The sequence below is a fragment of the Pseudoxanthomonas sp. SL93 genome, from assembly GCF_026625825.1.
Taxonomy (GTDB): domain Bacteria; phylum Pseudomonadota; class Gammaproteobacteria; order Xanthomonadales; family Xanthomonadaceae; genus Pseudoxanthomonas_A.
Window position 1 is genome coordinate 2087423 of the sequence record NZ_CP113065.1, and the last position, 26241, is coordinate 2113663.

Annotated in this window: 20 protein-coding genes; 6 read left to right on the plus strand and 14 right to left on the minus strand. The window is 67.5% G+C overall.

All coding sequences use genetic code 11. The features are described from left to right. Positions 1-10 precede the first annotated feature (10 nt). From OVA13_RS09935 to OVA13_RS09955, 5 genes are all read right to left on the minus strand, one after another. Positions 11-640 carry a DUF3011 domain-containing protein gene (locus OVA13_RS09935; protein ID WP_267790328.1) on the minus strand — a complete coding sequence of 210 codons (630 nt, stop codon included), beginning with the start codon at positions 638-640 and terminating at the stop codon, positions 11-13. 86 nt (positions 641-726) lie between these two features. Beyond that, a complete protein-coding gene (locus tag OVA13_RS09940; RefSeq protein ID WP_267790329.1) occupies positions 727-3009 on the minus strand; it encodes an EAL domain-containing protein in 2283 nt (760 codons plus the stop codon). Positions 3010-3627: 618 nt separating this feature from the next. Beyond that, positions 3628-6237 (minus strand): ATP-dependent chaperone ClpB, encoded by a 2610-nt coding sequence (gene clpB / locus OVA13_RS09945; RefSeq protein WP_267790330.1) that lies wholly within the window; start codon positions 6235-6237, stop codon positions 3628-3630. A 98-nt stretch (positions 6238-6335) separates the two neighbouring features. Next, the gene (locus OVA13_RS09950; protein ID WP_267790331.1) at positions 6336-7949 is read right to left on the minus strand and encodes a SulP family inorganic anion transporter; all 1614 of its coding nucleotides are present in this window, start codon (positions 7947-7949) and stop codon (positions 6336-6338) included. A 73-nt stretch (positions 7950-8022) separates the two neighbouring features. Beyond that, positions 8023-8496, minus strand: coding sequence for a DUF3574 domain-containing protein (locus tag OVA13_RS09955; protein WP_267790332.1), 474 nt, complete (start codon positions 8494-8496; stop codon positions 8023-8025). A gap of 337 nt (positions 8497-8833) precedes the next feature. On the opposite strand from OVA13_RS09955, the gene OVA13_RS09960 reads away from it, so the two are divergent. After that, positions 8834-11257 (plus strand): TonB-dependent receptor plug domain-containing protein, encoded by a 2424-nt coding sequence (locus OVA13_RS09960; RefSeq protein ID WP_267790333.1) that lies wholly within the window; start codon positions 8834-8836, stop codon positions 11255-11257. A gap of 268 nt (positions 11258-11525) precedes the next feature. Here OVA13_RS09960 and OVA13_RS09965 read toward each other — a convergent pair whose 3' ends face one another. The 4 genes from OVA13_RS09965 to rluD form a co-directional block, all read right to left on the minus strand. Further along, complete coding sequence (locus OVA13_RS09965; protein WP_267790334.1) at positions 11526-11942, minus strand: thiol-disulfide oxidoreductase DCC family protein; 417 nt, start codon at positions 11940-11942, stop codon at positions 11526-11528. A gap of 179 nt (positions 11943-12121) precedes the next feature. Beyond that, positions 12122-12655: a DUF4166 domain-containing protein gene (locus OVA13_RS09970; RefSeq protein WP_267790335.1), complete on the minus strand. Its 534-nt coding sequence runs from the start codon at positions 12653-12655 to the stop codon at positions 12122-12124. Continuing rightward, positions 12640-13407 (minus strand): peptidoglycan editing factor PgeF, encoded by a 768-nt coding sequence (gene pgeF, locus OVA13_RS09975; protein WP_267790336.1) that lies wholly within the window; start codon positions 13405-13407, stop codon positions 12640-12642. The genes OVA13_RS09970 and pgeF overlap by 16 nt, the downstream gene beginning before the upstream one ends. Beyond that, the gene (rluD, locus tag OVA13_RS09980) at positions 13404-14378 is read right to left on the minus strand and encodes a 23S rRNA pseudouridine(1911/1915/1917) synthase RluD (protein WP_267790337.1); all 975 of its coding nucleotides are present in this window, start codon (positions 14376-14378) and stop codon (positions 13404-13406) included. The genes pgeF and rluD overlap by 4 nt, the downstream gene beginning before the upstream one ends. A gap of 119 nt (positions 14379-14497) precedes the next feature. Here rluD and OVA13_RS09985 point away from each other — a divergent pair, with 119 nt between their 5' ends. Next, positions 14498-15385, plus strand: a complete 888-nt coding sequence (locus OVA13_RS09985; RefSeq protein ID WP_267790338.1) for an outer membrane protein assembly factor BamD — start codon at positions 14498-14500, stop codon at positions 15383-15385. Between the two features lie 81 nt (positions 15386-15466). On the opposite strand, the gene OVA13_RS09990 is transcribed toward OVA13_RS09985, so the two are convergent. The 5 genes from OVA13_RS09990 to sucC all read right to left on the minus strand — a co-directional run bounded on the left by OVA13_RS09990 (position 15467) and on the right by sucC (position 19885). Next, complete coding sequence (locus tag OVA13_RS09990; protein WP_267790339.1) at positions 15467-17101, minus strand: NAD+ synthase; 1635 nt, start codon at positions 17099-17101, stop codon at positions 15467-15469. 10 nt (positions 17102-17111) lie between these two features. Next, positions 17112-17414 carry a type II toxin-antitoxin system RelE/ParE family toxin gene (locus tag OVA13_RS09995; RefSeq protein WP_267790340.1) on the minus strand — a complete coding sequence of 101 codons (303 nt, stop codon included), beginning with the start codon at positions 17412-17414 and terminating at the stop codon, positions 17112-17114. Positions 17415-17417: 3 nt separating this feature from the next. Next, positions 17418-17702, minus strand: a complete 285-nt coding sequence (locus tag OVA13_RS10000) for a CopG family ribbon-helix-helix protein (RefSeq protein WP_267790341.1) — start codon at positions 17700-17702, stop codon at positions 17418-17420. A 113-nt stretch (positions 17703-17815) separates the two neighbouring features. Next, positions 17816-18691: a succinate--CoA ligase subunit alpha gene (sucD, locus tag OVA13_RS10005; RefSeq protein WP_142125725.1), complete on the minus strand. Its 876-nt coding sequence runs from the start codon at positions 18689-18691 to the stop codon at positions 17816-17818. Between the two features lie 24 nt (positions 18692-18715). Then, positions 18716-19885, minus strand: a complete 1170-nt coding sequence (gene sucC, locus OVA13_RS10010; RefSeq protein ID WP_267790342.1) for an ADP-forming succinate--CoA ligase subunit beta — start codon at positions 19883-19885, stop codon at positions 18716-18718. A gap of 212 nt (positions 19886-20097) precedes the next feature. On the opposite strand from sucC, the gene OVA13_RS10015 reads away from it, so the two are divergent. From OVA13_RS10015 to OVA13_RS10030, 4 genes are all read left to right on the plus strand, one after another. Beyond that, on the plus strand, positions 20098-21717 hold the full coding sequence (locus OVA13_RS10015) for a sensor histidine kinase (RefSeq protein WP_267790343.1): 1620 nt from the start codon (positions 20098-20100) through the stop codon (positions 21715-21717). 90 nt (positions 21718-21807) lie between these two features. Then, positions 21808-23211 carry a sigma-54-dependent transcriptional regulator gene (locus OVA13_RS10020; RefSeq protein WP_267790344.1) on the plus strand — a complete coding sequence of 468 codons (1404 nt, stop codon included), beginning with the start codon at positions 21808-21810 and terminating at the stop codon, positions 23209-23211. A 474-nt stretch (positions 23212-23685) separates the two neighbouring features. Continuing rightward, positions 23686-24096 carry a pilin gene (locus OVA13_RS10025; protein ID WP_324288195.1) on the plus strand — a complete coding sequence of 137 codons (411 nt, stop codon included), beginning with the start codon at positions 23686-23688 and terminating at the stop codon, positions 24094-24096. Between the two features lie 70 nt (positions 24097-24166). After that, entirely contained in the window at positions 24167-26152 is a 1986-nt protein-coding gene (locus OVA13_RS10030; RefSeq protein WP_267790345.1) for a hypothetical protein, read from the plus strand. Positions 26153-26241: the final 89 nt, after the last annotated feature.

Genomic DNA, 26241 nt, shown 5'->3' on the forward strand with positions numbered 1-26241 from the left:
CCTGCGGCGATCAGTTGCTGCCGTCGTCGGGCGGATCGACCAGGCAGGCTGCACCGTGGCAGCCCTGCCAGTTGCCCTGGGTATCGAAGTTGGGATTGCCCTGGCGGTCGAACGACGGGCGTGGATCGATGTCCTGGCTGCTGTCGCGAGCGCGGTCGGGGTTGTCGACCATGCAGCCCACGCCATGGCACCCGCTGTAGCGGCTCGTGCGGCTGTAGTCGACGTTGCTGGTGGTATGCCGGCGGTCCTTGTCGGCGGCTGCGCCGGCGATGAGCGCCCCCAGCACCACGCCGGCCACGACCGCGCCGGAGTCATGCCCGCGATCGCTGTAACTGCGCGCCCCGGGATCCCAGCTGTCGCCGCGCCCATGGTGATAGGACTGCACGTCGGCGAACACGCCCGAGCAGCCCTGCGCGACCCACACATAGCCGCTTCGCCGGTTGTAGCCCCAGGTGCGGTTGACGATGCATGCGCTGCTGGAGATCTGGTGTACCAGCTGAGGCGCACGCAGCGGACCGGCCCAGCACTCGCTGTACTGGTAATGGATGGAATGGCATTCGACCGTGCTCTGCGCGGAGGCAGGCACGGCAAGACAGGACAACAGGAACAATGAAACCACGGCCATCATGCGTTGCGACATGGTGATGCCCTCGATGGTTCGACGACGGGGTCCCCTGCGCGGCGGATGCTAGCACGCAGGTCCGTTCAATCCCGGTGCACGCGCGCTCAGTGGCGGTGCGGCGCCAGCGCGACCTCGGCGGCGGTTTCCACCAGCACTTCCACCAGCGGGCGGGGCGCACCGTACAGGTAGCCCTGCACCTGGTCGACACCGAGTTCGCGCAGGCACCATTCGATCTCCTCGTCCTCGACGAACTCGGCCACGGTCTCCGCGCCGAAGGCCTTCGCCACCGCCACCGACGCCTGCACCACCGCATGGTCCTTGCCACGCTGCGCCACGTTGCGGACGAACGAGCCATCGATCTTGATGATGTCCACGGGCAGCTCCCGCAACCGCGCGAAACTCTGCATGCCGGTGCCGAAATCATCGATGGCGATGCGGCAACCCAGCGCGCGCAGGTCGCTGAGCAGATGGCTGGCGACGGTGGTGTTGGAAATGGCCGCCGTCTCGGTGACTTCGAAGCACAGCGCACTGACCGGCAACGGGGAGCCGGCCAGCAGCGTCCGCAGTTCCACTTGGAAACTCATCGAGGCCAGGCTCTGGCCGGTCAGGTTGATCGCGATCTGCTGGCAGTACGGCAGCGCGGCCGGCGTCTTTCGCAACAGGCGGAACAGGGCACGGATCACCGCCAGGTCGAGTTCGGCGCCCCGTCCCGCGGCCTCCAGCGGCCCCATGAAGCGCGCCGGCGGAATCAGCTCGCCGCGCTCGTCGACCAGCCGGCACAGCACTTCGCCCACCAGCGCATGCGGGTGGCGGGTGTCCGGATCGCCCTGCAATGGTCGGATCGGCTGGAAGTACAGCGCCACCCGTTCGTTGCGCAAACAGGCCAGCGCCTCGGCGGCATCCTGCAGCTGCTTGCGCTGCGAGTGCCGCACCAGCGAATCACCGACCTCGCTGTAGCGCGGGCGCACTTCACCGTGGTGTCGTGCCTCGAAGGCCAGGTGCGATGCCGTCAGCACCGCCATGTCGACGACGCCGCGTTGCGCCTGGTTGAACGCCGCCACGCCCAGGTAGGGCAGCAGCCGCATCGGCTGGCCGGCGACCTCGATCTCCGCATGCTCGACGCGCGCCATCAACCGTTCCCACAGATCGGCGTCGGCACCGGGCTTGGGCAGCAGCGCGAACTGGCCGGTGCCCACGTAATACGTCTCCACCATGTCGTCCAGCCGGCGTGCGGCGGTGTTCATGGCCGCGGCCTGGGTGTCCAGGCCGAAGCCCGCCACCAGCGTGTCGGTCTGGTCCAGCAGCAGGTAACCCAGCTCCGCACGCGGCACCGGACGCCCCGCCATGCGTTCGCGCAGCGCCTTCAGGTTGGGCAGGCCGGTGACGTTGTCGCGCAGTGTTTCGCCGGACAGGCGTTCGGCCAGGTCGAAGCGGTCGCGGTTGGTCAGCCACAGGTACAGCATGGCCAGCAGCAGGATGTTCACTTCCAGCGCGATGTGCAGCAGGTTGAAGAATCCCACCGCGGTGTTGCCGTATTCCGCCGTGCCGGCCACGGCGGCCACCAGCAGCAACAGCGTCAGCGACAGCGACAGCATGGCGTAGCGCGGCGGCAGTCGCAGCATGCACCACGCCAGCACCACCATCAGTGCGAAGCGGTAGTCCATCAGCACGATCTGCGGCTGCGCGCCACCGCTCAGCGACTGCCTGACTTCCAGCGTGGCCCACAGGCTGATGCCCAGCCCGGCGGCCAGCAGCACCGGCCACCACCAGTGCCGCATGGCGGAAAGCGTGGGCGACTTCTGCCCGCGTTCGCCCCAGGCCACCACCAGGGGCAAGGTCACCACGGCCACGCCGAACTGCTTGGCGAACAGGGTCTGGAAAACCACGCTGAGTGCGGTCTCCGGTGTGGTCAGGAACGCCACGGTCGACCCCGCCAGCGCAAGGCCCACGGGATACAGCAGCAGACCGATCCCCGCGAAGCGGAACAGGTCGCGCCGCTGCACGGTGGCGGCGGGTCGCTCGCGCGGCCAGCCCATCAGGGAGGCGCAGGACAGCGTCCAGCCGAAGTTGAACAGGTGCACCGCGACGCCCCACGCCAGGATCCGGTCCGCGCCGCCGCCGTCCAGGTAGTAGTGCCGTGCCGTCCAGCCCCCCAGCGTGGCCAGGAAACACCCCGCCAGCACCCAGCGGTCGCGTTCCAGCATGGCGATGGCCAGCAGCAGGCCGGTATGCAGGTGCACCAGCGAGGCCAGGGATTCCTCGCCGAAAAAGGCGATGCGGTAACTGACGGACAACTGCTGCAGCAGCACACAGAGCGCCCCCAGCAGCAGCACCTTCGCGCCCCTGCCCAGGCCCGGCTCTTCCGCGTGGACGCTGTCGGCAAACATCAGTCAGCTGGTCCCCCCGATACCGCGCCATCCTGACACGGATTCGCGAAGGCGGGGAACCGCCTTCGTACGTGCCAAGTCTTTGTAACGTCACGATCGGTGAAGGCCGGACAGCGCCCCATGCCGCCGCGTGACCCGGCCATGCAAGGCACGGCGCCGCGCGCGCGAGGCCCGGAAAGCCAACGATGAACCCCAGGAGCCCCATCGCCGGGGTCCTGCACGTGACACGCGAGGCTCGGAGGCTGGTGGATGGCGATGCGAATGCCAGCGATGGGTGCTGGAAAGCCACGGGATGGCCTTCCACCGGCCATCGCCGGAGCGGGATGTGAGAACGATCGCGGTCCAAGGGCCATCGATGGGATTCCGGACGCCATCGATGGCGCGTGGAAAGCCATCGATGGGGCCTGAAAGCCTTGCGCGCGGGGCTCAGCCCCCTGCGGACAAGGCCCAGCGCCTTGCGGGGCGGGCTCGGGACCTCGCGGGCAAGGCCCGGAGCCCCGGGTGCGACGCTGAAAACGTCACCCGCGGGGCGCGGACGCTTGCCGGCGTCCGCGGGCGATCACCGGGAGGGCCTTGGGCGCGCCGGTAGGCCCGGCGTGGGCCCTCCGGCAGTGGGCGTCACCCGCCGGAAGCGCGGCGCTCGAACTGCAGCTGTCCGCCTTCGGCGCGCACGCGCACCGTATCCCCGGCACCGAAGTCGCCCGACAGGATCTTGTGGGCCAGCGGATTCTCCAATTGCGCCTGGATCGCGCGCTTCAGCGGCCGCGCACCGTAGACCGGGTCGAAGCCGACGTTGCCCAGCAGCATCAGCGCCGAATCGTCCAGTTCCAGCACGATCTGCCGCTCCGCCAGGCGCTTGGCCAGGTAGCGCGTCTGGATACGCGCGATCTCGCGGATCTGCGCCTTGTCCAGCGGATGGAACACGACGATGTCGTCCAGGCGATTGATGAATTCGGGCCGGAAGTGCGCCTGCACCACGCCCATCACCGCCGCCTTCATCTGCGTGTAGCTCTCCGGCGTGTCGCCCGCGCCGCCCCCATCGCTCATGTCCTGGATGAGGCTGGAGCCCAGGTTGGAGGTCATCACGATGACCGTGTTGCGGAAATCCACCGTGCGGCCCTGGCCGTCGGTCAGGCGGCCATCGTCCAGCACCTGCAGCAGGATGTTGAACACGTCCGGATGCGCCTTCTCCACCTCGTCCAGCAGGATCACGCTGTACGGGCGACGACGCACGGCCTCGGTCAGGTAGCCGCCTTCCTCGTAACCCACATAGCCCGGAGGCGCGCCGACCAGGCGGCTGACCGCGTGCTTCTCCATGAACTCGCTCATGTCGATGCGGACCATCGCGTCGCTGCTGTCGAACAGGAACTCGGCCAGCGCCTTGCACAGCTCGGTCTTGCCCACGCCGGTCGGGCCGAGGAACAGGAACGAGCCACTGGGCCGGTCGGGATCGGAGATGCCGGCGCGCGAACGGCGCACGGCGTCGGACACGACCTTGATCGCCTCCTCCTGCCCGATCACGCGGCCGCGCAGCGACTGCTCCATCTGCAGCAGCTTCTCGCGCTCGCCTTCCAGCATCTTGCTGACCGGGATGCCGGTCCAGCGGCTGACGACCTCGGCGATCTCCTCGTCGGTGACCTTGTCCTGCAACAGGCGGAAGCCTTTCTGCTCGGCCTCCTGCGCGGCCGCCAGCTGCTTCTCCAGTTCCGGCAACTGGCCGTACTGCAGTTCGCTCATGCGCGCGTAGTCCTGCTTGCGCTGCGCGGCCTCCAGCTCCAGCTTCACGCGCTCGATCTGTTCCTTGATCTTGGTGGCGCCGGTCAGCGTGGCTTTCTCGGCCTTCCAGATTTCTTCCAGGTCGTTGAACTCGCGCTGCAGCGATTCGATCTCGGTCTCCAGATCGGCCAGGCGCTGCTTCGACTGTGCGTCCTTCTCCTTCTTCAGTGCTTCGCGCTGGATCTTCAGCTGGATCAGCCGGCGCTCCATGCGGTCCATTTCTTCCGGCTTGGAGTCGATTTCCATGCGGATGCGCGACGCCGCTTCATCCATCAGGTCGATGGCCTTGTCCGGCAGCTGGCGGTCGGCGATGTAGCGGTGCGACAGCGTGGCCGCGGCGACGATGGCGGGGTCGGTGATCTCGACGCCATGGTGCACGGCGTACTTCTCCTTCAGCCCGCGCAGGATGGCGATGGTGTCCTCGACGCTGGGTTCGCCCACGAACACCTTCTGGAAACGGCGCTCAAGCGCGGCGTCCTTCTCGACGTACTTGCGGTATTCGTCCAGCGTGGTCGCGCCGATGCAATGCAGCTCGCCGCGTGCCAGCGCGGGCTTCAGCATGTTGCCGGCGTCCATGGAGCCTTCGGCCTTGCCGGCGCCGACCATGGTGTGCAGTTCGTCGATGAAGAGGATGATCTGGCCTTCGTTCTTGGCCAGGTCGTTGAGCACGGCCTTCAGGCGCTCTTCGAATTCGCCGCGGAACTTCGCGCCGGCGATCAGGGCGCCCATGTCCAGGCTCAGCACGCGCTTGCCCTTCAGGCCTTCCGGCACCTCGCCGTTGACGATGCGTTGCGCCAGGCCTTCGACGATGGCGGTCTTGCCCACGCCGGGCTCGCCGATCAGCACGGGATTGTTCTTGGTACGGCGCTGCAGGACCTGGATGGTGCGGCGGATTTCCTCGTCACGACCGATCACCGGATCCAGCTTGCCGATCTCCGCGCGCTCGGTGAGGTCGATGGTGTACTTCTCCAGCGCCTGGCGCTGGTCTTCGGCATTCTCGGATTGCACTTTCTCACCCCCGCGCAGACGGTCGATGGCGGCACGCAGCTTCTGCTTGTCGGCGCCGCTGGCCTTCAGCTCCTGCCCGGCGGCCCCGCTGTCGTCCAGCGCCGCCAGCAGGAACCACTCGCTGGCGATGTAGGTATCGCCACTGTCCTGCGCCAGCTTGTCGGTGACGTTGAGCAGGCGCGAGAGGTCGTTGCCGATGGACAGGCTGCCGGCCTGGCCGGTCACCTTGGGCAGCTTGTCGAGCGCTTCGCCCAGCCGCTCGCGCAGCAGGGGCACGTTGACGCCGGCCTGCGACAGCAACGGCCGCGTGCTGCCGCCCTGCTGCTCCAGCAACGCGGTGAGCACGTGCACCGGTTCGATCATGGTGTGGTCGCGGCCCACGGCCAGCGACTGCGCGTCGGCCAGCGCCTGCTGGAAACGCGAGGTCAGTTTGTCCATCCGCATCGGGAGAACCTCAAGGGGAGTCGGGGCCGGCGAACGCCAGCCGATGCTACCCACATGCGGTTAAGCGGCGGTGTTTCAAGAGCGGATGAGACCCGGATTCACCCGCCGGTCGGTCCCTCGGCTGGAACAGACCCCTGCTTCTGCAGCGACAGCAGGCCCAGCAGCACCGCCAGCGCGGCATACGCCCCGGCGAACTGCCACAGGATCGTCGTGCGCAGGCCTTCCACGTGCCACGGCAGGTAGATGCCGCCGCGCGGATCGACCGAATGGATGATGCCGAACAGCGTCAGCACCGCGCCGACCAGCAGCGCGACGACGGCGCGGCCGTTGCGTCCGTCGATCATCGCCACCAGCGCGGTGGTCCAGATCATCGCGGTGATGATGAAGCCGTTGCCCAGCGTCACGATGGTGGCCAGGTCCGGCAGGCCATGCCCGTCCACGCCTTCGTACAGGGCGGCGAAACGGTCCGGCGCGATCCACGCCGGATTGCCGAACTTGATCGTCAGCAGGTACGCCACCGAGGGCAGGAAACCCAGCGCCACCGCGATGGCGTGCTTGCGCGGCGTTTCGGTGAAGGCCTGCACGGTGATGTCCAGGCCGACGTAGACGATGATCGGCGCCAGCACCGCGACCGGCAGCCATTGCACCAGCCCCGACACGTAGCCCAGCACGCCCCCCAGCCCGATGAAGAGGCCGGTCAGCAGCGTGTAGCCCTTGCGCGCGCCCATGTGCTTGTAAGCAGGCTGGCCGATGTAGGGCGTGGTCTGTGCCACGCCGCCGCAGAAGCCCGCGACCAGCGTGGACACCGCTTCGGCCAGCAGCACGTCGCGCGTGCGGTAGTCGTCGCCGGCGGCGCGTGCGCTCTCGCTGACGTTGATGCCGCCCACGACCATCAGCAGTCCGAACGGCAGCAGCAGCGGCAGGTAGGGCACCGTATAGGCCAGGCCGTCCAGCCAGCCCAGCGTGGGCAATGGCAGCGTCACCGCCAGCGGCACGGCATCGGGCACCTTGAAGCCCGGCGCGCCAAGCCCAGCGAGACCCAGCGCGTAGTACAGCGTGGTGCCGACGATGAAGGCCAGCAGCACGCCGGGAATCTTCACCGGCAGCTTCCCCTTTGCCACCAGCACGTACAGCAGCAGTCCGAAGGTGACGAAGCCGACGATGGGCTGCCGCAGCGTTTCGATCAGCGGCAGGAAGCCCAGCAGCGTCAGCGCCGCGCCACCGATGGAGCCCAGCAGGCCCGCGCGCGGCACCGCCCGCGTGACCGCATCGCCGAAGAACGACAGCACCAGCTTCAGTACGCCCATCACCACCAGCGAGGCCATGCCCAGCTGCCAGGTGGCAGTGGCCGCGGCCTGTTCATCCAGGCCCGCCTGCTTGAAGCCGACGAAGGCCGGCCCCAGCACCAGCAGCGCCATGCCGATGCTGGTCGGTGCATCCAGGCCCAGCGGCATCGCGGTGACGTCATCGCGCCCCGTCTTCGTCGCCAGCCGGTGCGCCATCCACGTATAGATCAGGTTGCCGACAAGCACACCGAGTGCAGTGCCGGGGAACATGCGGGTGAACACCACCTCGGCGGGAAACTGGAAGATGCCGATCAGCGCGGCGGCGATGAAGCCGAGGATGGACAGGTTGTCCACCACCAGGCCGAAGAAACCGTTGAGGTCGCCGGGTACGAACCAGCGGCGCACGGAGGAAGCCGATGCAGTCATGGGAAAGGAGGTTCAGTGGGGAGGTGGCAGGAAGCCAGCATAAGCGCCCGCGTGGCCGGCGGGCGCACCAGGTTCAGAACGATACGTCCACCGCGTGCCGCGACCACAGCACCGACTGGTGGCCCGTAGCCTGCTTCCACGCCAGCCGGATCGCCTCGATGTCGGCGCGGCGTTGCGGGGTGTCCTCGTGCAGCACCACCAGCACCTTGGTCTTCAGGCGATTGGGTTCCTTCGCACCGCGGAACAGCCACTGGCCGTAAGCGTCGAACACGGTCAGGCCGTCGGGAAAGCGCGCGGTCACTTCCTTGTCGAGGAAAGCGCGCCAGGTCGCTTCGCTGATCTGCTCGGCCTGCGGGCGATCCGCCGGACCCGTCTCTTCCCCCACGCCGAAATAGAGTTCGCTGCGCACCCAGCCGCCGGCCTGCGCCGGCCGCGCGGCGTCGCCCTGCAGGGCGGAGGTGGCGGACGGGGGCGCATCGGCGACGCCGACACTGGCGCAGCCAGCCAGGGCCAGCGACGCGGCGAGGACAAGACTTCTCAGCACCATGGGGAACTCCAGCGGGGGACGCGTACTGTCGGCGCACATCATCGCGCATCGAAATAACCGCTGGGAATGTCGTCATGGATTTGCGGCATGGGCGCGGTCGCGCGTCGGGCAGCGGAACCGGTGTAACTTTTCCCCACCCGGACGGATGCCCGTACCGTGGCCGATGACACCTCTTCTTTTTCCTTTGTCCCGATGCCGATCGCACCACCTGCCGCCACCGCGCCTCCGCTCACCCTCTCCCACGGCGGACACGGTGGCGGCGGGTGTCGCTGCCCCTGATCCCGGGCCTGGTCGACGACGTCCGTTCCACATCCGCACCCCACCCGCAGGAGTTTCCATGTCACGCCCCACCGTGGCGCCGCTCGGCGTCGCCATCGCGTTTGCCCTCGCCTTCCCCGCCCTGGCCCAGGACGCGCCCGCTGGGCGCGCGACCGACCTGGATGCCGTCATCGTGACCGGTACGCGCGCCACCGACCGGACCGTGCTGGAATCCACCTCGCCCATCGACGTGCTGACGGCCGAGGACATCCGCAAGGCCGGCGTGTTGAATGGCGAACTCGGCAGCGCGCTGCAGGCGCTGCTGCCCTCGCTCAACTTCCCGCGCCAGTCCAACTCCGGCGGCGCCGACCACATCCGCGCCGCGCAGCTGCGCGGCCTGAGCCCCAATCAGGTGCTGGTGCTGGTCAACGGCAAGCGCCGCCACACCAGCGCGCTGGTCAACACCGACAGCAAGATCGGCAAGGGCAACACGCCGGTGGACTTCAACGCCATCCCGGTCAGCGCGATCAAGCGCATCGAAGTGCTGCGCGACGGCGCCGGCGCACAGTACGGCTCGGATGCGGTGGCCGGCGTCATCAACGTCATCCTCGATGACGCGCCCGAAGGCGGGGCCATAGAAGCCAGCTACGGCGCGCACCACACCAAGGTGGAGCCGATCGACCAGACCGTCACCGACGGCCAGACCGGCTTCTTCAGCGCACAGGTCGGCGACCGCATCGGCGACGACGGCTTCTTCCGCGTGGGCCTGGAATACAAGCAGCGCGAAGGCACCAACCGCGCCGGCTTCGACCAGATTCCCTTCTTCGAGGAACAGACGCCCGACAACCTCGCGCTGGCCGGCCAGCGCAACTACGTGCTGGGCGACGGCAGCTCGAAGGACATCAACGCCTGGCTCAACGCCGCCGTGCCGCTGGGCGAATCGGCCGAGCTGTACGCCTTCGGCACCTGGCACCAGAGCGATACCGAAGGCGCGAACTACTTCCGTTACCCCGATGGCGTGGCGAACTGGAAGGAGGTCTATCCGGACGGCTACCGCCCCATCTCCGAAGGCGACAACCTGGACCTGGCCGGCGTGGCCGGCGTGCGCGGCCAATGGGGTGAGTGGGATTACGACGCCAGCCTCAACCACGGCCGCAACGAATTCACCTACCGCCTGCGCAATTCGCTCAACGCCTCGCTGGGCCCCAGCAGCCCGACGCGCTTCAAGACCGGCGACTACGAGTCGGCACAGACGCTCGTCAACCTCGACCTGAGCCGCGTGTTCGGCGCACACACGTTCGCCACTGGCCTCGAGTTCCGCCATGAGACCTTCGAGACCGGCGCCGGCGATCCTGCGTCGTATGCGGCGGGTCCCTATACCGACCGCCCGACCGGCTCGCAGGCCGGTGGCGGCCTGACGCCGCAGGACACCGCCGACCTCGACCGCGACGTCTCCAGCGTGTATGCCAGCCTCAGCAGCCAGTGGGGCGAGAAGTTCACCACCGACCTCGCCGCGCGCTACGAACATTATGACGACTTCGGCGGCGAACTGACCGGCAAGCTGGCCGCGCGTTACGAGTTCGCGCCCGCCTTCGCACTGCGCGGCTCGGTGTCGAACAACTTCCGCGCACCGTCGCTGAGCCAGATCGGGTTCGAATCCACCTCCACCGGCTACGACGCGTCCGGCCAGCTCACCCAGGGCCGCCTGCTGTCGGTCAACAATCCCATCGCCCGTGCGCTGGGCGCGCAGGACCTGGACCCGGAGAAGTCGTTGAACCTCAGCCTGGGCTTCACCAGCCGCATCGGCGAGCACTTCGACGTATCGCTGGACGTGTTCCGCATCGACATCGACGACCGCGTGGCGATCACCGAACGCATCAGCGGCGACGCGCTGACGGATTTCGTGCTGGACAACTTCGGCGTGCCCGGCGTGCAGAGCGCGAACTTCTTCATCAACGCCGCCGACACCCGCACCGAAGGCGCGGAACTGGTGGCCAACTGGCGGCAGGCACTGGGCGGCGGCGACCTGCTGCTGACCGGCACCTACAGCTATGCGAAGACCGAGCTCAAGCGCATCACCGCCACGCCCGATTCGCTGCTGGCCATCGACCCGGACTACGTGCTGTTCGGCATCGAGGAAAGCAACACGCTGACCGATGCGGCCCCACGTACGCGTGGCATCTTCACCGCCAGCTGGGACAACACGGACTGGTCGCTGCTGGGACGCGTCAGCCGGCATGGCAGCGCCAAGCGCGTGTTCAACTTCGGCGGCGGTTTCGAGCCCGAGCAGACCTATGGCGCGGAATGGCAGCTGGATGCGGAAGTGGGGTACCGCTTCTCGCCGAACTGGAGCATCGCCGTCGGCGGGCTCAACCTGACCGACGAGTACCCGGACCTGTCGAACGAGGACATCTACTACTTCGGCAACCTGCCGTACGACGTACTGTCGCCCATCGGCAGCAATGGGGCGTACTACTACACGCGGATTCGCTACACCTTCTGACACGGAGCCGGTAGGGCCACCCCGGGGATCGGGGTGGCCGCCAACGCACGGATCGGACGGGCGTCGCGGGACGGGACCCGCGCGGGCAACCGCAGCGTCCAGGGACAGGCAGGCTGGCCGCGCCCCGCTGTGTGCGGACACCGCCGAAGATGAGCGCATCGCAATGCGCCTGGATGGCGAACCACCTGGACACCCCTCTGCGGGTAGCGTGCGCCATGCGCACGATGCAGCGGTTCGCTCACCTCATGCGTCGTGCGCGAAGCGCACGCTACAGGAACCGTGCCCGCTCTTCCTCCGTCGGCACATGGCACGACGTCGTGCCGAACCAGCGATACCGGTTCCGCGCCACCCACCGATAAAGCGGATCGCGCACGGCGCGCGGCAGCAGCGCCATCACGCCTGCCAGTCGCCACGCACCGCCCAGGCCCGAAAGCACGCGCCGGATCGCATCGGTATCGGTCCACGCGCGCCCGTCATCCACCAGCAGGAACGACGCCGGATCGTCCGGGTCCAGCCCGTGCGTCGCCAGCAGCGCGCGGCCCGCCTGCGACTGCATCGCGGCGAAGCGGTAGCGTCGTTCGCGATCATGCCGCAGCAGGAAGCGTACCCACCCGTTGCACAGCACGCAGATGCCGTCGAAGACGATGACCGGTCCGTCAACAGGGTGCGGGTCGTCAATCGGCATGCGCTGTCTCCGCGCGCAAGCAGCTTCCTTCCCCTCTCCCCGCGCGCGGGGAGAGGGTGCCGGAGGCGGGTGAGGGGTGAACGGAGTCCGGATGACACCTGCCACGCTGAATCGACAGCATGCGGCATGCGCGGCCCCGTGCATGCAGCGGGCCGAGCGACGCACCGCGTCCTGCAGCGTTACCCGACATGCAACCACCCCCGGTAATGCACCAGCAAGCCGGCCAGCGGCAATGCCGCCCACACGTCGAACCGGTAGCGGTCGCCTTCCGCGGATTCGCGCGCGCCCAAGCCGGTGAACCAGCGCGCGGGCAGTGCCACGCCGAACACGCGCACACGGACCACGCGCCATTCGATCGCCTGCCCCACCACGTCGAGCCGGAAGCCGAACGTCGCCAGCCCGAGTCGTTCGCACAGCACATCGCCCTCGCGCCACAGGCGGGACGGCATCGCGCGGCCGCCGATGCGGCGCGTCCAGTGTTCTTCCGCCGGGGACGCGTCGATGTCGACGCTCAGCGGACCGGCAACGGCGGGCGGCAGGTGCGTGGCGGCGGCAATGCAGCGCGATAGCCAGCCGCTGCCACGCGCCACCTCAACTTCACCCTGGTGGCGACGCTTCCCTTGCGCCGCATGCAGCGCGCGCACCGGTGCCGGCAACGTATCGAACGCCGGGCCCAGTAGCTGTTCGAAGAGAGGTCCTACGGCTGGATCCATGCCAGCGTGGCGATCCGTCCGCTGCGCCCATCCCGGCGATGCGAAAAGAAGCGTGCAGGTTCGCTGATCGTGCAGAGGTCGCCACCATGGACGTCGGCGGAGGCCATGCCGCATGCCACGAGGCGACGGCGCGCCAACGCGGGCAGGTCGGCGAGCCAGTGATCCGGCCGGGTCGGCACGAAGCAGGCCGCGGCATCCGCATCGTGCGCAACGAATACGTCGAAGACGTCCTTGCCCACTTCATACCGTTGCGGCCCCGCCGCCGGGCCGATCCAGGCCATCAGGGCGGCGGCCGGCGTACGCATCGCGGCCAGCGTCGCTTCCAGCATGCCTTTCGACAGGCCGGGCCAGCCGGCATGCGCGGCGGCCACCTCACTGCCGTCCTTCGCGGCGAACACCACCGGCAGGCAGTCGGCGGTGAGGATGGCCAGCACCACGCCCGGCGTGCGGGTCACGGCGGCGTCGGCGGTCGGCTCTTCGCCTTCTTCGACCGCCGGCGCATCGAACTGCAGCACGTCGGTGCCATGCACCTGGCGGAGCCAGTGCGGCGCGGAGGGCAACGCGGCCAGGTCGACCAGCTGGGCGCGGTTGCGCGCGACCGTCGCCGGATCATCGCCATCGGCGGCGTACCGGTTGCCAAGATTGAAGCTGTCGAACGGCGCCTGCGAGAACCCCGCACCATGCCGCAAGGTGGTGAACGCGCGCACGCCGGGCGGACCCGGCCAGCCGGCGCGGATCACCGCGTCGCTCACGGGCGCTGCGCCTTGGTGTCGGCGCGCAGGGCGGCCAGCAGCGCGACCATGTCGGCCGGCAGCGGCGCGGTGACGCGGATCGGTTCGCCCGTCACCGGATGGGCGAACTCCAGCGTTTCCGCATGCAGGGCCTGGCGCTTGAAGCCGCGCAGCGCGGCGATGAGTTCCTCGCTGGCACCCTTGGGCAGCCTGAGCGGGCCGCCATACAGGGGATCGCCGACGATGGGGTACTTGATATGGGCCATGTGCACGCGGATCTGGTGCGTGCGGCCGGTTTCCAGCCGGCACTCCAGCGCCGTGTGCGCACGGAAGCGCTCGCGCAGCCGGTAATGGGTGACCGCATCACGGCCGTCCTCGCGCACGGCCATCTTCAGGCGGTCGCGCGGGTGGCGGTCGATCGGCGCATTGGCCGTCCCGCCGGAGACCATCGCACCCACCACCACGGCCACGTACTGGCGATGCACGTCGCGCGAGGCCAGCTGCGCCACCAGCGAGGTGTGCGCGGGCAGCGTGCGCGCCACCACCATCACGCCCGAGGTGTCCTTGTCCAGGCGGTGCACGATGCCGGCGCGCGGCAGCGTGTCCAGCGACGGATCGCGGAACAGCAACGCGTTCACCAGGGTACCGGTGGGATTGCCGGCGCCCGGGTGCACGACCAGGCCCGCGGGCTTGTCCAGCACGAAGACGTGCTCGTCCTCGTACAGCACGTCCAGCGGGATGTCCTCGGGCAATGCGTGGGTCTGGGTGTCGAGCACCACGTCCAGGCTGGCGGTTTCGCCGCCGCGCACCGGGTCGCGCGGCCGGACCAGCTGGCCATCCAGCAGGGCATTGCCGGACTTGATCCATTCGGACAGGCGCGAACGGGAGAACTCCGGGAAAAGCTCCGCCAGCACGGCGTCGAAGCGACGGCCCGAGGCGCTGTCGGGCACCTTGGCGGTGCGGGGGGTGTCGGGGGAATCGGTGTCGGTCATGCGGTCGGGGCGGCGTCGGACCCGGTCGGAACAGGGGTGTTGGCCGAATGTTCATGGCGGAAGCAGCGCCTAGGCTATCATCGACACCCTGTTTCCCTGCCGCGGCCTGCCGCCAGCCCATGACCCAGCGTGCCTTTTCCCGCTTCTCCCGCTTCCCCGCCACGGCCCGGATCCTCGCCCTGATGCTCACTGTGGTCGTCACCGGCACCGGGTGCGGCAAGATCTTCAAGAAGGACAAGGAAGCGGAAAACCAGCCGGTGGAGGTCATGTACGAAGAAGCCCACCAGTCCATGCGCAACGGCAACTGGGACCGTGGCCTGCAGCGCTTCCGCCAGCTGATCGCCCAGTATCCGTACGGCCCGTACACCGAGCAGGCGCTGATGGAAACCGCCTACGCCGAGTACAAGGCCGGCAAGCTGGATGACGCGGTGACCACCGTGGACCGCTTCATCCGCACCTACCCGACCCACCGCAACGTGCCGTACATGTACTACCTGCGCGGCCTGGCCAATTCCAACCGCGACACGGTCTTCCTGCAGCGGGTCTGGCGCCTGGACGCCAGCCGGCGCGACCTGTCTACGCCCATGCAGGGCTACAGCGACCTCAACACCGTCGCCGAGCGCTACCCCAACAGCCGCTACGCCGCCGACGCGCGCCAGCGCATGATCGCGCTGCGCAACCAGTTCGCGCTGCACGAGCTGGACACCGCCATCTACTACCTGCGCCGCGAGGCCTGGGTGTCGGCCGCCAGCCGCGCCCGCTACCTGCTGGAAACCTACCCGCAGAGCTCCCACCAGAACGACGCCGTCGCCGTGCTGGCCGAGGCGTACACCCAGCTGGGCAACCAGACGCTGGCCGCCGACGCCAAGCGCGTGCTGGAACTCAACGACCCGCAGCACCCGTGGCTGGCGGGCAAGTGGCCGGACTACCCGTGGATGGTGCGCAAGCTGAACCCGTTCGCCGGCGAGAAGTCCATCAACACCGCCGAACGCCGCAACGAGGACTGACCCCCGCGCGCGTGTTCCGGATGAACGAAAAAGGGCCGCGAGGCCCTTTTTTGTTGCCTGCCGGGCGGATCGCCCGGCGTGCTACAGCGCGTACTTGTTGGTGATGGGATACCTGCGCTCCCGCCCGAATGCTCGGCGTGAGACCTTGGGGCCCGGTGCGGACTGGTGGCGCTTCCACTCGCTGATGCGCACCAGCCGCAGCATGCGGTCGACGATGGCCGCATCGAAACCGGCGGCGACGATCTCGTCGCGCGATTGTTCCTGGTCCACGTAGCGGAACAGGATGGCATCCAGCACATCGTACGGCGGCAGCGAGTCCTGGTCCTTCTGGTTCTCGCGCAGTTCGGCCGACGGCGGGCGGTCGATGACGCCCGGCGGGATCACCGGCGCGCCGCCCACCGTGTTGCGCCAGCGCGCCAGCGCGAAGACTTCCGTCTTGTACAGGTCCTTGATCGGCGCATAACCGCCACACATGTCGCCGTAGATGGTGGCGTAGCCGACGGCGTACTCGCTCTTGTTGCCGGTGGTCAGCAGCAGCCCGCCGAACTTGTTGCTGAGCGCCATCAGGATGACGCCGCGGCTGCGCGACTGCAGGTTCTCCTCGGTGGTGTCGGCAGGCCTGTCGCCGAAGACCGGACCGAGCGCTTCAAGGAATCCCTTGAACGGCGCCTCGATCGAAATGGCTTCCAGCTTCACGCCCAGCGCATCGCATTGCGCCTGTGCCAGGTCGTTGGACAGGTCGGCGGTATAGCGCGACGGCAGGCGGACGGCGGTGACGTTCTCCGCCCCCAGCGCGTCCACCGCCAAGGCCAGCACCAGCGCCGAATCGATGCCGCCGGACAGGCCCAGCCAGACCTTCGCGAACCCGTTCTTCCCGCAGTAGTCGCGCAACCCGCGCACGATCGCGCGCCAGGCCAGCGCGTCGCGGCTCTCGTCGCCGTCGTCGATCCACAGGACGGGACTGAAGCGACGCGTTTCCGGATCGAAATCCACCACCAGCCATTGGTCGGTGAAGGCCGCTGCCGCCGGATGCACGGTGCCGTCGCCATTCGCCACCACCGAAGCTCCGTCGAACACGACCGCGTCCTGCCCGCCGACCACGTTGAGGTAGGCCAGCGCCGCGCCGGTGTCGCGGGTGCGCTCGGCCAGCAAGGCATCACGCTGCGCGTGCTTGTCGCGTTCGAACGGCGACGCGTTGGGTACCAGCACCAGCTGCGCGCCTGCCCGCACGGTGTCCGCCAGCGGCTCGGGGAACCAGAGGTCTTCGCAGATGACCAGGCCGACCTGCGTGCCCTTCACTTCGAACACGCAGCTGCCGCCGTCCGGATCGACGTCGAAGTAGCGGCGTTCGTCGAAGACGGCGTAGTTGGGCAGCTCGCGCTTGCGGTATGTCGATTCGATGGTGCCGTCGCGCAGCACGCTGGCGGCGTTGTAGACCACGCTGCCGGCGCTCTGCGGCCAGCCCACCACCGCGACGATGCCGTGCGTGGTGGCGGCGACTTCGCTCAGGGCCGCTTCGCAGTCGGCGAGGAAGCGCGGCCGCAGCAGCAGGTCTTCCGGCGGGTAGCCGCTGATCGCCAGCTCGGGGAACAGCACCACGTCGGCCCCGTACTCGTCGCGCGCCTCGGCGATCATGCGGGCGATGTTCTGCGCGTTCTGCGCCACCGCGCCGACCGGGAAGTCGAACTGGGCCATCGCGATGCGTAGGGTGGTCATGCGTTCTCCATCATGGAAACTCAATTGCGTATCCCGCGTCGCGCTGCGCTCGGATTGCCCAGACATGCACGACATCGGTCAGCGGTTGATAGGTGTACAGCACCACGTAGCCGCGCGAGTCGCGGCCGATCACGAGCTCCCGCCACGGGCCCTGGCATGGGCGGCCGATCAGGGGATTGTCCGCGAGGGCGTCGATGCCGAGGTAGATCGCGGAGAACCGCTCCTCGAAGCCGGAGGCTTCATGTTCCCGCAGATGTTCGATGATGCGTGCGGCATCGTCGGCGATCCGGTCGGACAGGAGGATCCGCGCCACGGTTCAACGGTCCTCCTTCCTCGCCACCGGTCGCGGCGGATTCTCGCCCTTCGCCAGCCGGACCATGTAGTCGCGCATCTCGTCCCAGGACACGGACAGGCCGGCCTGATCGAAATCCTCCTTGCGTCGCAGCGCCTCGGCGAAGAACGCATCGCGGCGTTCCTGCGCCTCGGTCTTTTCGGCAATGGCCTCGAGGATGAAGCTGTGCGTGGTGGCGCCGCTGCGCTGGGCGGCCCGGGCGACGCGCGCCTTCAGTTCCTCGGGTAGACGGATCGTGGTCGTGGACATGGTCGACTCCGCTGGACGGACGAAGCAAATGTAGCACATTAGAGCTACATCCGCCCCGTGCATAAAGAAAGCCGCCCGAAGGCGGCTTTCTGCGTGACGCGCGACAGCGAGGCTTACTTCACCAGCTTCGCGATCGCCGCGCCCAGGTCGCCCGGCGAACGGACGGTGACGACGCCCGCGGCTTCCATCGCCGCGAACTTGCCTTCCGCCGTGCCCTTGCCCCCCGACGCGATCGCACCGGCGTGGCCCATGCGCTTGCCGGCCGGGGCCGACGCACCGGCGATGAAGCCGACGACCGGCTTCTTCACGTACTTGGCGATGTACTCGGCACCGGCTTCCTCGGCGTCGCCGCCGATCTCGCCGACCATGATGATGCCTTCGGTCTGCGGGTCTTCGTTGAACAGCTTCAGGCAGTCGACGAAGTTCAGGCCGTTGATCGGGTCGCCGCCGATGCCGATGCAGGTCGACTGGCCCAGGCCCACTTCGGTGGTCTGCTTGACCGCTTCATACGTCAGCGTGCCCGAACGCGACACGATGCCGATCTTGCCCGGCTTGTGGATGTGGCCCGGCATGATGCCGATCTTGCATTCGCCCGGGGTGATCACGCCGGGGCAGTTCGGCCCGATCAGCACGGTATCCGGGTGCGAGCCCTTCAGCACGTTGTCCACGCGCAGCATGTCCAGCACCGGGATGCCCTCGGTGATGCAGACGATGACCTTGATGCCGGCCGCGGCCGCTTCAAGGATGGCGTCGGCCGCGAACGGCGGCGGGACGTAGATGACGGACGCATCGGCGCCGGTGCTCTTGACCGCATCGGCGACGGTGTCGAACACCGGCAGGTCGATGTGGGTGGTGCCGCCCTTGCCCGGGGTGACGCCGCCGACGACCTGGGTGCCGTACTCGATCATCTGGGTGGCGTGGAAGGTGCCCTGCTGGCCGGTGAAGCCCTGCACGATCACCTTCGTGTTCTTGTTGATCAAAACGCTCATGGATAGTTCCTTCGGTGTCGTGGATCAGGCGGCAGCTTTGACGGCAGCGACGACCTTCTTGGCACCGTCGTTGATGTTGTCGGCCGGGATGATGGCCATGCCGCTGTCACGCAGCAGCTGCTTGCCTTCTTCCACGTTGGTGCCTTCCAGGCGGACCACCACCGGCACCTTGACGCCCACTTCCTTCACCGCGGCGATGATGCCCTCGGCGATCATGTCGCAGCGGACGATGCCGCCGAAGATGTTCACGAAGATGCCCTCGACCTTGTCCGAGGACAGGATCAGCTTGAACGCCTCGATCACGCGCTGCTTGTTGGCGCCGCCGCCCACGTCCAGGAAGTTCGCCGGCTCGCCGCCGTTGAGCTTGATGACGTCCATGGTGGCCATGGCCAGGCCTGCGCCATTGACCATGCAGCCGATGTTGCCGTCCATGGTCACGTAGTTGATGTCCATCTCCGAGGCCAGCACTTCGGTCTCGTCTTCCTGGCTCTTGTCGCGCATGGCGACCAGGTCCTTGTGGCGGAAGGCGGCGTTGTCGTCGCTGTTGAACTTGCCGTCCAGCGCGTACAGGTTGCCGTCGTCCAGGATCGCCAGCGGGTTGATCTCGACCAGCGCCAGGTCCTTCTCGTTGAAGATGCGGTACAGGTTGACCATGATGCTGGCGAACTGGCCCGCCTGCTTGGCGGTCAGGCCCATCTTGAAGCCGAATTCACGGCCCTGGTACGGCTGCACGCCTTCGACGAAATCGACGTTGAGCGTGTGGATCTTGTCGGGCGTCTCGGCCGCGACCTGCTCGATCTCCATGCCGCCCTCGGACGAGGCGATGTAGGTGATGGTGCGGGTGCCGCGGTCGACCAGCACCGACAGGTACAGCTCCTTGACGATCTCGCCGGCGGTGGTCACCAGCACCAGGTTGACCGGCAGCTCGACGCCGGCGGTCTGGTAGGTGGCCATCTTGGTGCCCAGCATCTTGCCGGCGGCCGCCTTCACGTCATCGACGGTCTTGCAGAACTTGACGCCGCCGGCCTTGCCGCGACCGCCCGCGTGGATCTGGGCCTTGACCATCCAGGGGCCGTTGCCGAGGGACTGCGCGGCTGCGACCGCTTCGTCCGCCGTGGCGGCGACTTTGCCGGCCGGGACCGGGATGCCGTACTCGGCCAGCAGCTGCTTGGCCTGATATTCGTGGAAATTCATGCGTCACCGTGGGTAGGGAACAGAAGACATCGCCCACGGCCGGGGCCACAAGGGCGGCGGCGCGGGCGAGCCCCCTATTGTCGCCGACCCGGGCGGGCGGCGCAAAACCCGGGGTCTAAGCCTTTGGTGGGAAAGGGGGAACCGGACCCCAAGGGCCCGGATCCGCCGCCGCGCCCCTATACTGGGGACCTCGTTACCGGGGAAGTACGAGTTTGCGCCACGCCCAGTCGATCATGTCGCGCATCGAGTCGGTCCCACGCCGGGAGCTGTACTTCTTTGCGCTGTACCGGCTGCTGGAAGCCGGGATCCTGGCGGCGCTGATGTTCAGCCCACTCGCGGGCGTCCTGGGGGAAGCCCGGCATCCCGAGCTCGGCACCGCCGTCACCTTCGGCTATCTGTTGGCCGCCCTGCTGTTCTTCTTCGTCGGCCGCAACGTGCGCTGGCTGACCGCCACCGTGTTCGCCAGCGTCTGCGTCGACCTCCTGGCCGCCGCGCTGGCCACCCACGCCCTGCCCTCGGCCACCGCCGGCATCGCGATGATGCTGCTGTTCAATGTCTCGGCCGCGGCGCTGCTGCTGCCCTCCACCGGCATGGCCGTGGCGGTGGGAGGCCTGGCCATTGCTACGATGTTCGCCGAGTACTTCTGGACCGGCGCCCACGACGGAGCCTCCAGCCGATCGGTGGCCGAAGTGATCATGTTCGCCGTCAGCTACCTGTCGCTGGCCTACCTGTCGCACCAGTTGGGCCAGCGTGCGCGCGCCAGCCAGGCGCTGGCGGACAAGCGAGGCGAGGAAGTCGCCAACCTGTTCGAAGTCAACGAACTGATCATCCGCCGCATGCGTACCGGCGTGCTGGTGGTGGATGCCGACAACCACATCAAGCTGGCCAACGAAGCCGCCAGCCTGCTGCTGGGCGATGGCAGCGAGGGCGAGCCTGACACCCGTGGCGTGTCGCTGCTGCACACCGCCCCGGAACTGGCCCGCCGGCTGCAGCGCTGGCGCAATGGCTGGCAGACCGACGAAACCCCGATGCAGCTGTCGCCTGACCAGCCGGAAGTGCAGCCCCGCTTCGCCCGCCTGCTGGCCGACAGCGACACCTCGCTGATCTTCCTGGACGACGCCACCGTGGTGTCGCGCCGCGCCGAATCGCTGACGCTGGCGGCGCTGGGCCGCTTCTCGGCCAGCCTGGCCCACGAGATCCGCAACCCGCTGGCGGCGATCAACTACGCGGTGCAGCTGCTGGAGGAATCGCAGCAGATCGTCGACGGCGACCGCCGCCTGCTGCAGATCATCCACCAGCAATGCCAGCGCACCAACGGCATCGTCGAGAGCGTGCTGAGCCTGGCCCGGCGCGAACGCGCCACGCCCGAACACGTGGACCTCAACACCTTCGCGCGCCGCTTCGTGGACGAATACCAGCAGACGCTCGCCATCGAGACCGACACGCTGGAAGCCATCATCGGCGCCAAGCCGGTGCCGGCGCTGGTCGACTCGCGCCACCTGCAGCAGGTCGTCACGGTGCTGGTGCAGAACGCATTGAACTACGGCCGGCTGCCCGGCGAATCCGCGCGGGTGCGGGTACGCGTGTTCCAGTCCGACAGCCGGCCCATGATCGACGTGATGGACCGGGGCCCGGGCATTCCCGAGGCGGTGGCCGCCCAGCTGTTCCGGCCGTTCTTCACCACCTCGGAGCACGGCACCGGCCTGGGCCTGTACATCGCCCGCGAGCTCTGCCGGGCCAACCAGGCCACGCTGGAATACGTCCCCGTCCCTGGTGGCGGCAGCTGCTTCCGCATCACCCTGCCCGGCCCGCACTCCCTGTTGCCGGCCTGATTCCGCGGTTGTGCCCCGCCGTAACGGCCTTGCCTACCATCATTAACATTGACCCGTTACACTGCCGGCACAGGGGCAATGGGGGGATGCATGAATCAAAGTCGTAGCGCCCTGATCGTCGATGACGAGCGCGACATCCGTGAACTGCTGACGCTGACGCTGGGCCGCATGGGCCTGCGCATCGACACCGCGGCCAACCTGGGCGAAGCCCGCGAACTGCTGGCCCGCAATCCTTACGACCTGTGCTTCACCGACATGCGGCTGCCCGACGGCAACGGCATCGACCTGGTGGGCGAGATCGCCCGCAACTACCCCGATACCCCCGTGGCCATGATCACCGCGTTCGGCAACATCGAACTGGCGGTCGAGGCCCTGAAGGCCGGCGCCTTCGATTTCGTCAGCAAGCCGGTCGACCTCACCGTCCTGCGCGGACTGGTGAAGCACGCGCTGGAACTGAACAACACCGAGCGCGCCCCGCCCGCCCCGCCGCCGCCCGAGCAGGCCAGTCGCCTGCTGGGCAATTCCCAGGCCATGGCCGGCCTGCGCGAGACCATCGGCAAGGTCGCCCGCAGCCAGGCGCCCGTCTACATCATGGGCGAGTCCGGCGTGGGCAAGGAGCTGGTGGCCCGCACCATCCACGAGCAGGGTGCGCGCGCCAGCGGCCCGTTCATCCCGGTCAACTGCGGCGCCATCCCCGCCGAGCTGATGGAAAGCGAGTTCTTCGGCCACAAGAAGGGCAGCTTCACCGGTGCCCATGCGGACAAGCAGGGCCTGTTCCAGGCCGCCAACGGGGGCACGCTGTTCCTCGACGAGGTGGCCGAGCTGCCGCTGCCCATGCAGGTCAAGCTGCTGCGCGCCATCCAGGAGAAGGCGGTACGCCCGGTCGGCGCCTCCGGCGAGGCGCAGGTGGACGTGCGCATCCTGTCGGCGACCCACAAGGACCTGGGCGAATTGGCGGCTGACGGCCGCTTCCGCCATGACCTCTATTACCGCATCAACGTCATCGAACTGCGCGTGCCACCGCTGCGCGAGCGCACCGGCGACCTGTCGCAGCTGACCAGCGCCATCCTGGAGCGCCTGGCCGCACAGCATGGCCGCATGGCGCCGTCGGTATCGCCGGAGGCCATGGAAGCGCTGGGTCGTTATCCGTTCCCGGGCAACGTACGCGAACTGGAAAACATCCTGGAGCGCGCGCTGGCCATGTCCGAAGGCCACAGCATCGAGATCGACGACCTGTACCTGCCGCAGGGCAACAGCGCTCCGAAGAAGTTCGGCGGCGACTTCGGTCCCGGCGAAGTGATCCGCGACGCCCCGGGCGCCATCGACATCGACCCCGCCAGCGGCGCCCTGCCCAACTACATCGAGCAGCTGGAACGCGCCGCCATCCAGAAGGCGCTCGAAGAGAACCGCTGGAACAAGACCAAGGCGGCCGCACAACTTGGCATCACCTTCCGTGCGCTCAGGTACAAGCTTAAGAAGCTGGGGATGGAGTAGGAGCGGAAGCGCCTCGCAAGCTCGCCACTCCCAAATGGCATCAACATCAAGGGCGCCGCATACGGCGCCCTTTCCATATCGGCCACCGCTGGCGATGTCGCACCAAGGCCTCGCAGCTGACGCGCAATGTCACATTGTGACAATGGGCGTCACCGCGCCAAAGGTTTGACCTTTGCGGGCCGACGACCCCCTTGGTGCAGATGATCTCAAATCTGTGATCGCTCCCCGGAATGAGCGCGTTTCCCGATACACAACCCACGGAAATGATGCGATAGTCGCCCCCGACTTCAGGGTCAGGGCTCCACTCCGGGGAAGGTTTGGGGGAGCCGACAAGGACTCTGAAAGTTGGCACGCAACCTGCTGCAATAACCAAGCACGTGCAGCCGTAAGCGCGGCGCCCACGGTCCAACGCTAGGGACACGGGGCTTGTGTGTCCCTAAACCAACCAAGCCAAATCCTGAAAGGGGAATTGTTATGAAGAAGAACATGCAGGGCTTCACCCTGATCGAACTGATGATCGTCATCGCCATCCTGGGCATCCTGCTGGCCATCGCCATTCCGGCCTATCAGGATTACCTGGCCCGCGCCCGCGCTGCCGAAGGCCTGAACATGGCCGCCCCGGCCAAGCTCGCGGTGTCGGAATCCACCCTGTCCAGCCTCGACGGCCAGACCTTTCCGGCCGACGCGACTGCAGCCGGCTACACCGCCGCCACCTCGACCTACGTTTCCGGTATCACCATCGCGAACGGCACGATCACCGTGACCACGCAGGCCACCGGTTGCGCAACCGACCCGGTCTTCACGCTGGTTCCGGCCGTTGACGCTGGCAAGGTCTCCTGGACCTGCACCTCGGGCAGCCCCTGCGCCCCGGCCAGCTGCCGCTGATCGCTCCACGCTGGCGGCAATATCGCGCCAGACAAGACCCCGGCCTCTGGCCGGGGTTTTTTTTTCCCGCATGATCGAAGGAAGCAGTTGCCCAATGGCCATACCCGTAATAGCTCGACGTGCAGAGTGGCTGCTCCTGGCGCTGCTGCTGGTGACCGCGGCACTCTACTGGCCCGGGCTGTCAGGTCCTTTCATGCTGGACGACCGCTCCAATTTCGTGCCGCTGCAGGCCTGGCTGACCGGGGAGCGCAGCTGGTGGGAAGTCGTACTGGGCAACCAGTCGGGGGTGTTGGGTCGCTCGCTGTCCATGGCCAGCTTCACTTTCAGTCTGTGGTGGGGCGGCGGTGATGCGTTCCATTTCAAGGTCGTCAATCTTGCCCTGCACCTGGCATGCGGCTGTCTTGTCCATGCCATCACCCGTCGCCTGGTGGCCGGCGATGTCCGCTGGCGTGACCTCTCTCGCCCCATCGCGCTGGTCGTTACGGCGATCTGGCTGCTGCATCCGCTTCACGTCAGCACCGTTCTGTATGCCGCGCAACGCGTCGCCCTGCAAGGTGCGCTGTTCACGCTGATCTGCATCTGGCTGTACCAGCTCGCCGGCCAGCAATGGCACGATGGCCGCCGTGCGCACGCGCGCGTGAACCTTTTCCTGATTTTTCCATTGAGCCTGCTGGCGGGCTCGCTGAGCAAGGAGAGTGCCGCCATTGCGCCGGCGCTCTGCCTGGTGCTGGAACTGTCCCGCGGAGAAACGCTGCGCACGCTAGCTGCGCCCAAGAGGGCTTTCTTTCTGCTGTTCCTCGCAGTCCCCGGCTGTCTGGTGATTGCCCTGCTGGTGATCAAGCCGGCGCTGCTGCTCGCCGATTACAGCACGTACGACTTCACCCTCCAGCAACGCATCCTGACGGAGCTCAGGATCCTGGTGGATTACCTTGGCCAGTTGCTGCTGCCCAGGACGCCCGTCATGGGGCTCTACTACGATGACTTCACGATCTCAACGGGATGGCTCTCGCCGTCCTCCACACTGATAAGCGCGTTGGTACTCGCCGCGATCAGCGGCGTCGCGATAGGGCTCAGGCGCACGATTCCCGGCCTGTTCGCCGGGTGGTTCTTCTTCCTGGTCGCCCATGGCGTGGAATCCACTTTCCTGCCACTGGACCTGTACTTCGAACACCGCAACTACCTGCCCTCGGTTGGTCTCTTCATCGCTTGCGCGTGCGTACTGGTATACCTGGGACGCAGACTGCCTTCCAATGCCGCACTCGTGCGACGCTGGTCGAACATTGCAGTGATATGCCTGTCGGTCGCGCTGGGATTTGCTACGCTGGGTCGCGTGATGGTGTGGTCCCACTACCAGAGCATTGTCGACACCGCGCTCATCCACCATCCGGACTCACTCCGTGCCAGGCTGGACGAGGCCACGCTGGCATTGAAGAGCAACGATCTGGCACGGCACGACGCAGCATTGGCCGCGCTCATGTCCCACGAAAAAACGCGACACCGCTTGATAGGCCACGCATTTTGGCTGACGACCCAGTGCACGCGAGGCGCAGGAAACTCCGCCGAACTGGAGCGGATGTTGGAGAACGCGGTGCCGCAGGTAACCCTGAGTGAAGTGGGTGCCTTCAAGATCCTGGGAGGCGCGAGCAGAAATGGCGGGTGCGGACCGGACGTCACGGACTCGGATATCGCGAAGGTGATCGACACGTTGCTCGCGCGCGCCACCACGCAACCGGACAGCGCGAAGACAAAGTGGCTGCTCCGCTTCCAGGCAGCCCAGCTGTATGCAAGGGCAGGACACCTGCAGGACGCGCTGACGCAGGCGAAGCTGGCATGGCAGCCACGCTCCGATCCGGGCGTCGGGGCCTTCCTGGCGCAGCTCTACCAGCGCGCGGGCATGCAGCGAGAAGCCATCGAGGCAATGCGTGCCACGGCATCGCGTATCCGGTGCCAGGACGCATCCGGCCGCCGCGAATTCGTCGAGCTCTGGGCTGCAATGAACCCGGGAACGCCCTTGCCGCCACTTCGCTGCGCGGAGCGGCGCGTCCCTGCCAACTGAGGTCAGTCCTGGCTTTGCCACGTCAGTAGTTGACACGCACCTCAGTTCACGGCACCCGCCGGGACGGAGATTGCGCTACATTGATCATG

Coding starts and splice junctions, on each gene's coding strand:
- OVA13_RS09935 (WP_267790328.1), bottom strand. CDS start 640: ATGTCGCAACGCATGATGGCCGTGGTTTCATTGTTCCTGTTGTCCTGT.
- OVA13_RS09940 (WP_267790329.1), bottom strand. CDS start 3,009: ATGTTTGCCGACAGCGTCCACGCGGAAGAGCCGGGCCTGGGCAGGGGC.
- clpB (WP_267790330.1), bottom strand. CDS start 6,237: ATGCGGATGGACAAACTGACCTCGCGTTTCCAGCAGGCGCTGGCCGAC.
- OVA13_RS09950 (WP_267790331.1), bottom strand. CDS start 7,949: ATGACTGCATCGGCTTCCTCCGTGCGCCGCTGGTTCGTACCCGGCGAC.
- OVA13_RS09955 (WP_267790332.1), bottom strand. CDS start 8,496: ATGGTGCTGAGAAGTCTTGTCCTCGCCGCGTCGCTGGCCCTGGCTGGC.
- OVA13_RS09960 (WP_267790333.1), top strand. CDS start 8,834: ATGTCACGCCCCACCGTGGCGCCGCTCGGCGTCGCCATCGCGTTTGCC.
- OVA13_RS09965 (WP_267790334.1), bottom strand. CDS start 11,942: ATGCCGATTGACGACCCGCACCCTGTTGACGGACCGGTCATCGTCTTC.
- OVA13_RS09970 (WP_267790335.1), bottom strand. CDS start 12,655: ATGGATCCAGCCGTAGGACCTCTCTTCGAACAGCTACTGGGCCCGGCG.
- rluD (WP_267790337.1), bottom strand. CDS start 14,378: ATGACCGACACCGATTCCCCCGACACCCCCCGCACCGCCAAGGTGCCC.
- OVA13_RS09985 (WP_267790338.1), top strand. CDS start 14,498: ATGACCCAGCGTGCCTTTTCCCGCTTCTCCCGCTTCCCCGCCACGGCC.
- OVA13_RS09990 (WP_267790339.1), bottom strand. CDS start 17,101: ATGACCACCCTACGCATCGCGATGGCCCAGTTCGACTTCCCGGTCGGC.
- OVA13_RS10000 (WP_267790341.1), bottom strand. CDS start 17,702: ATGTCCACGACCACGATCCGTCTACCCGAGGAACTGAAGGCGCGCGTC.
- sucD (WP_142125725.1), bottom strand. CDS start 18,691: ATGAGCGTTTTGATCAACAAGAACACGAAGGTGATCGTGCAGGGCTTC.
- sucC (WP_267790342.1), bottom strand. CDS start 19,885: ATGAATTTCCACGAATATCAGGCCAAGCAGCTGCTGGCCGAGTACGGC.
- OVA13_RS10020 (WP_267790344.1), top strand. CDS start 21,808: ATGAATCAAAGTCGTAGCGCCCTGATCGTCGATGACGAGCGCGACATC.
- OVA13_RS10025 (WP_324288195.1), top strand. CDS start 23,686: ATGAAGAAGAACATGCAGGGCTTCACCCTGATCGAACTGATGATCGTC.
- OVA13_RS10030 (WP_267790345.1), top strand. CDS start 24,167: ATGATCGAAGGAAGCAGTTGCCCAATGGCCATACCCGTAATAGCTCGA.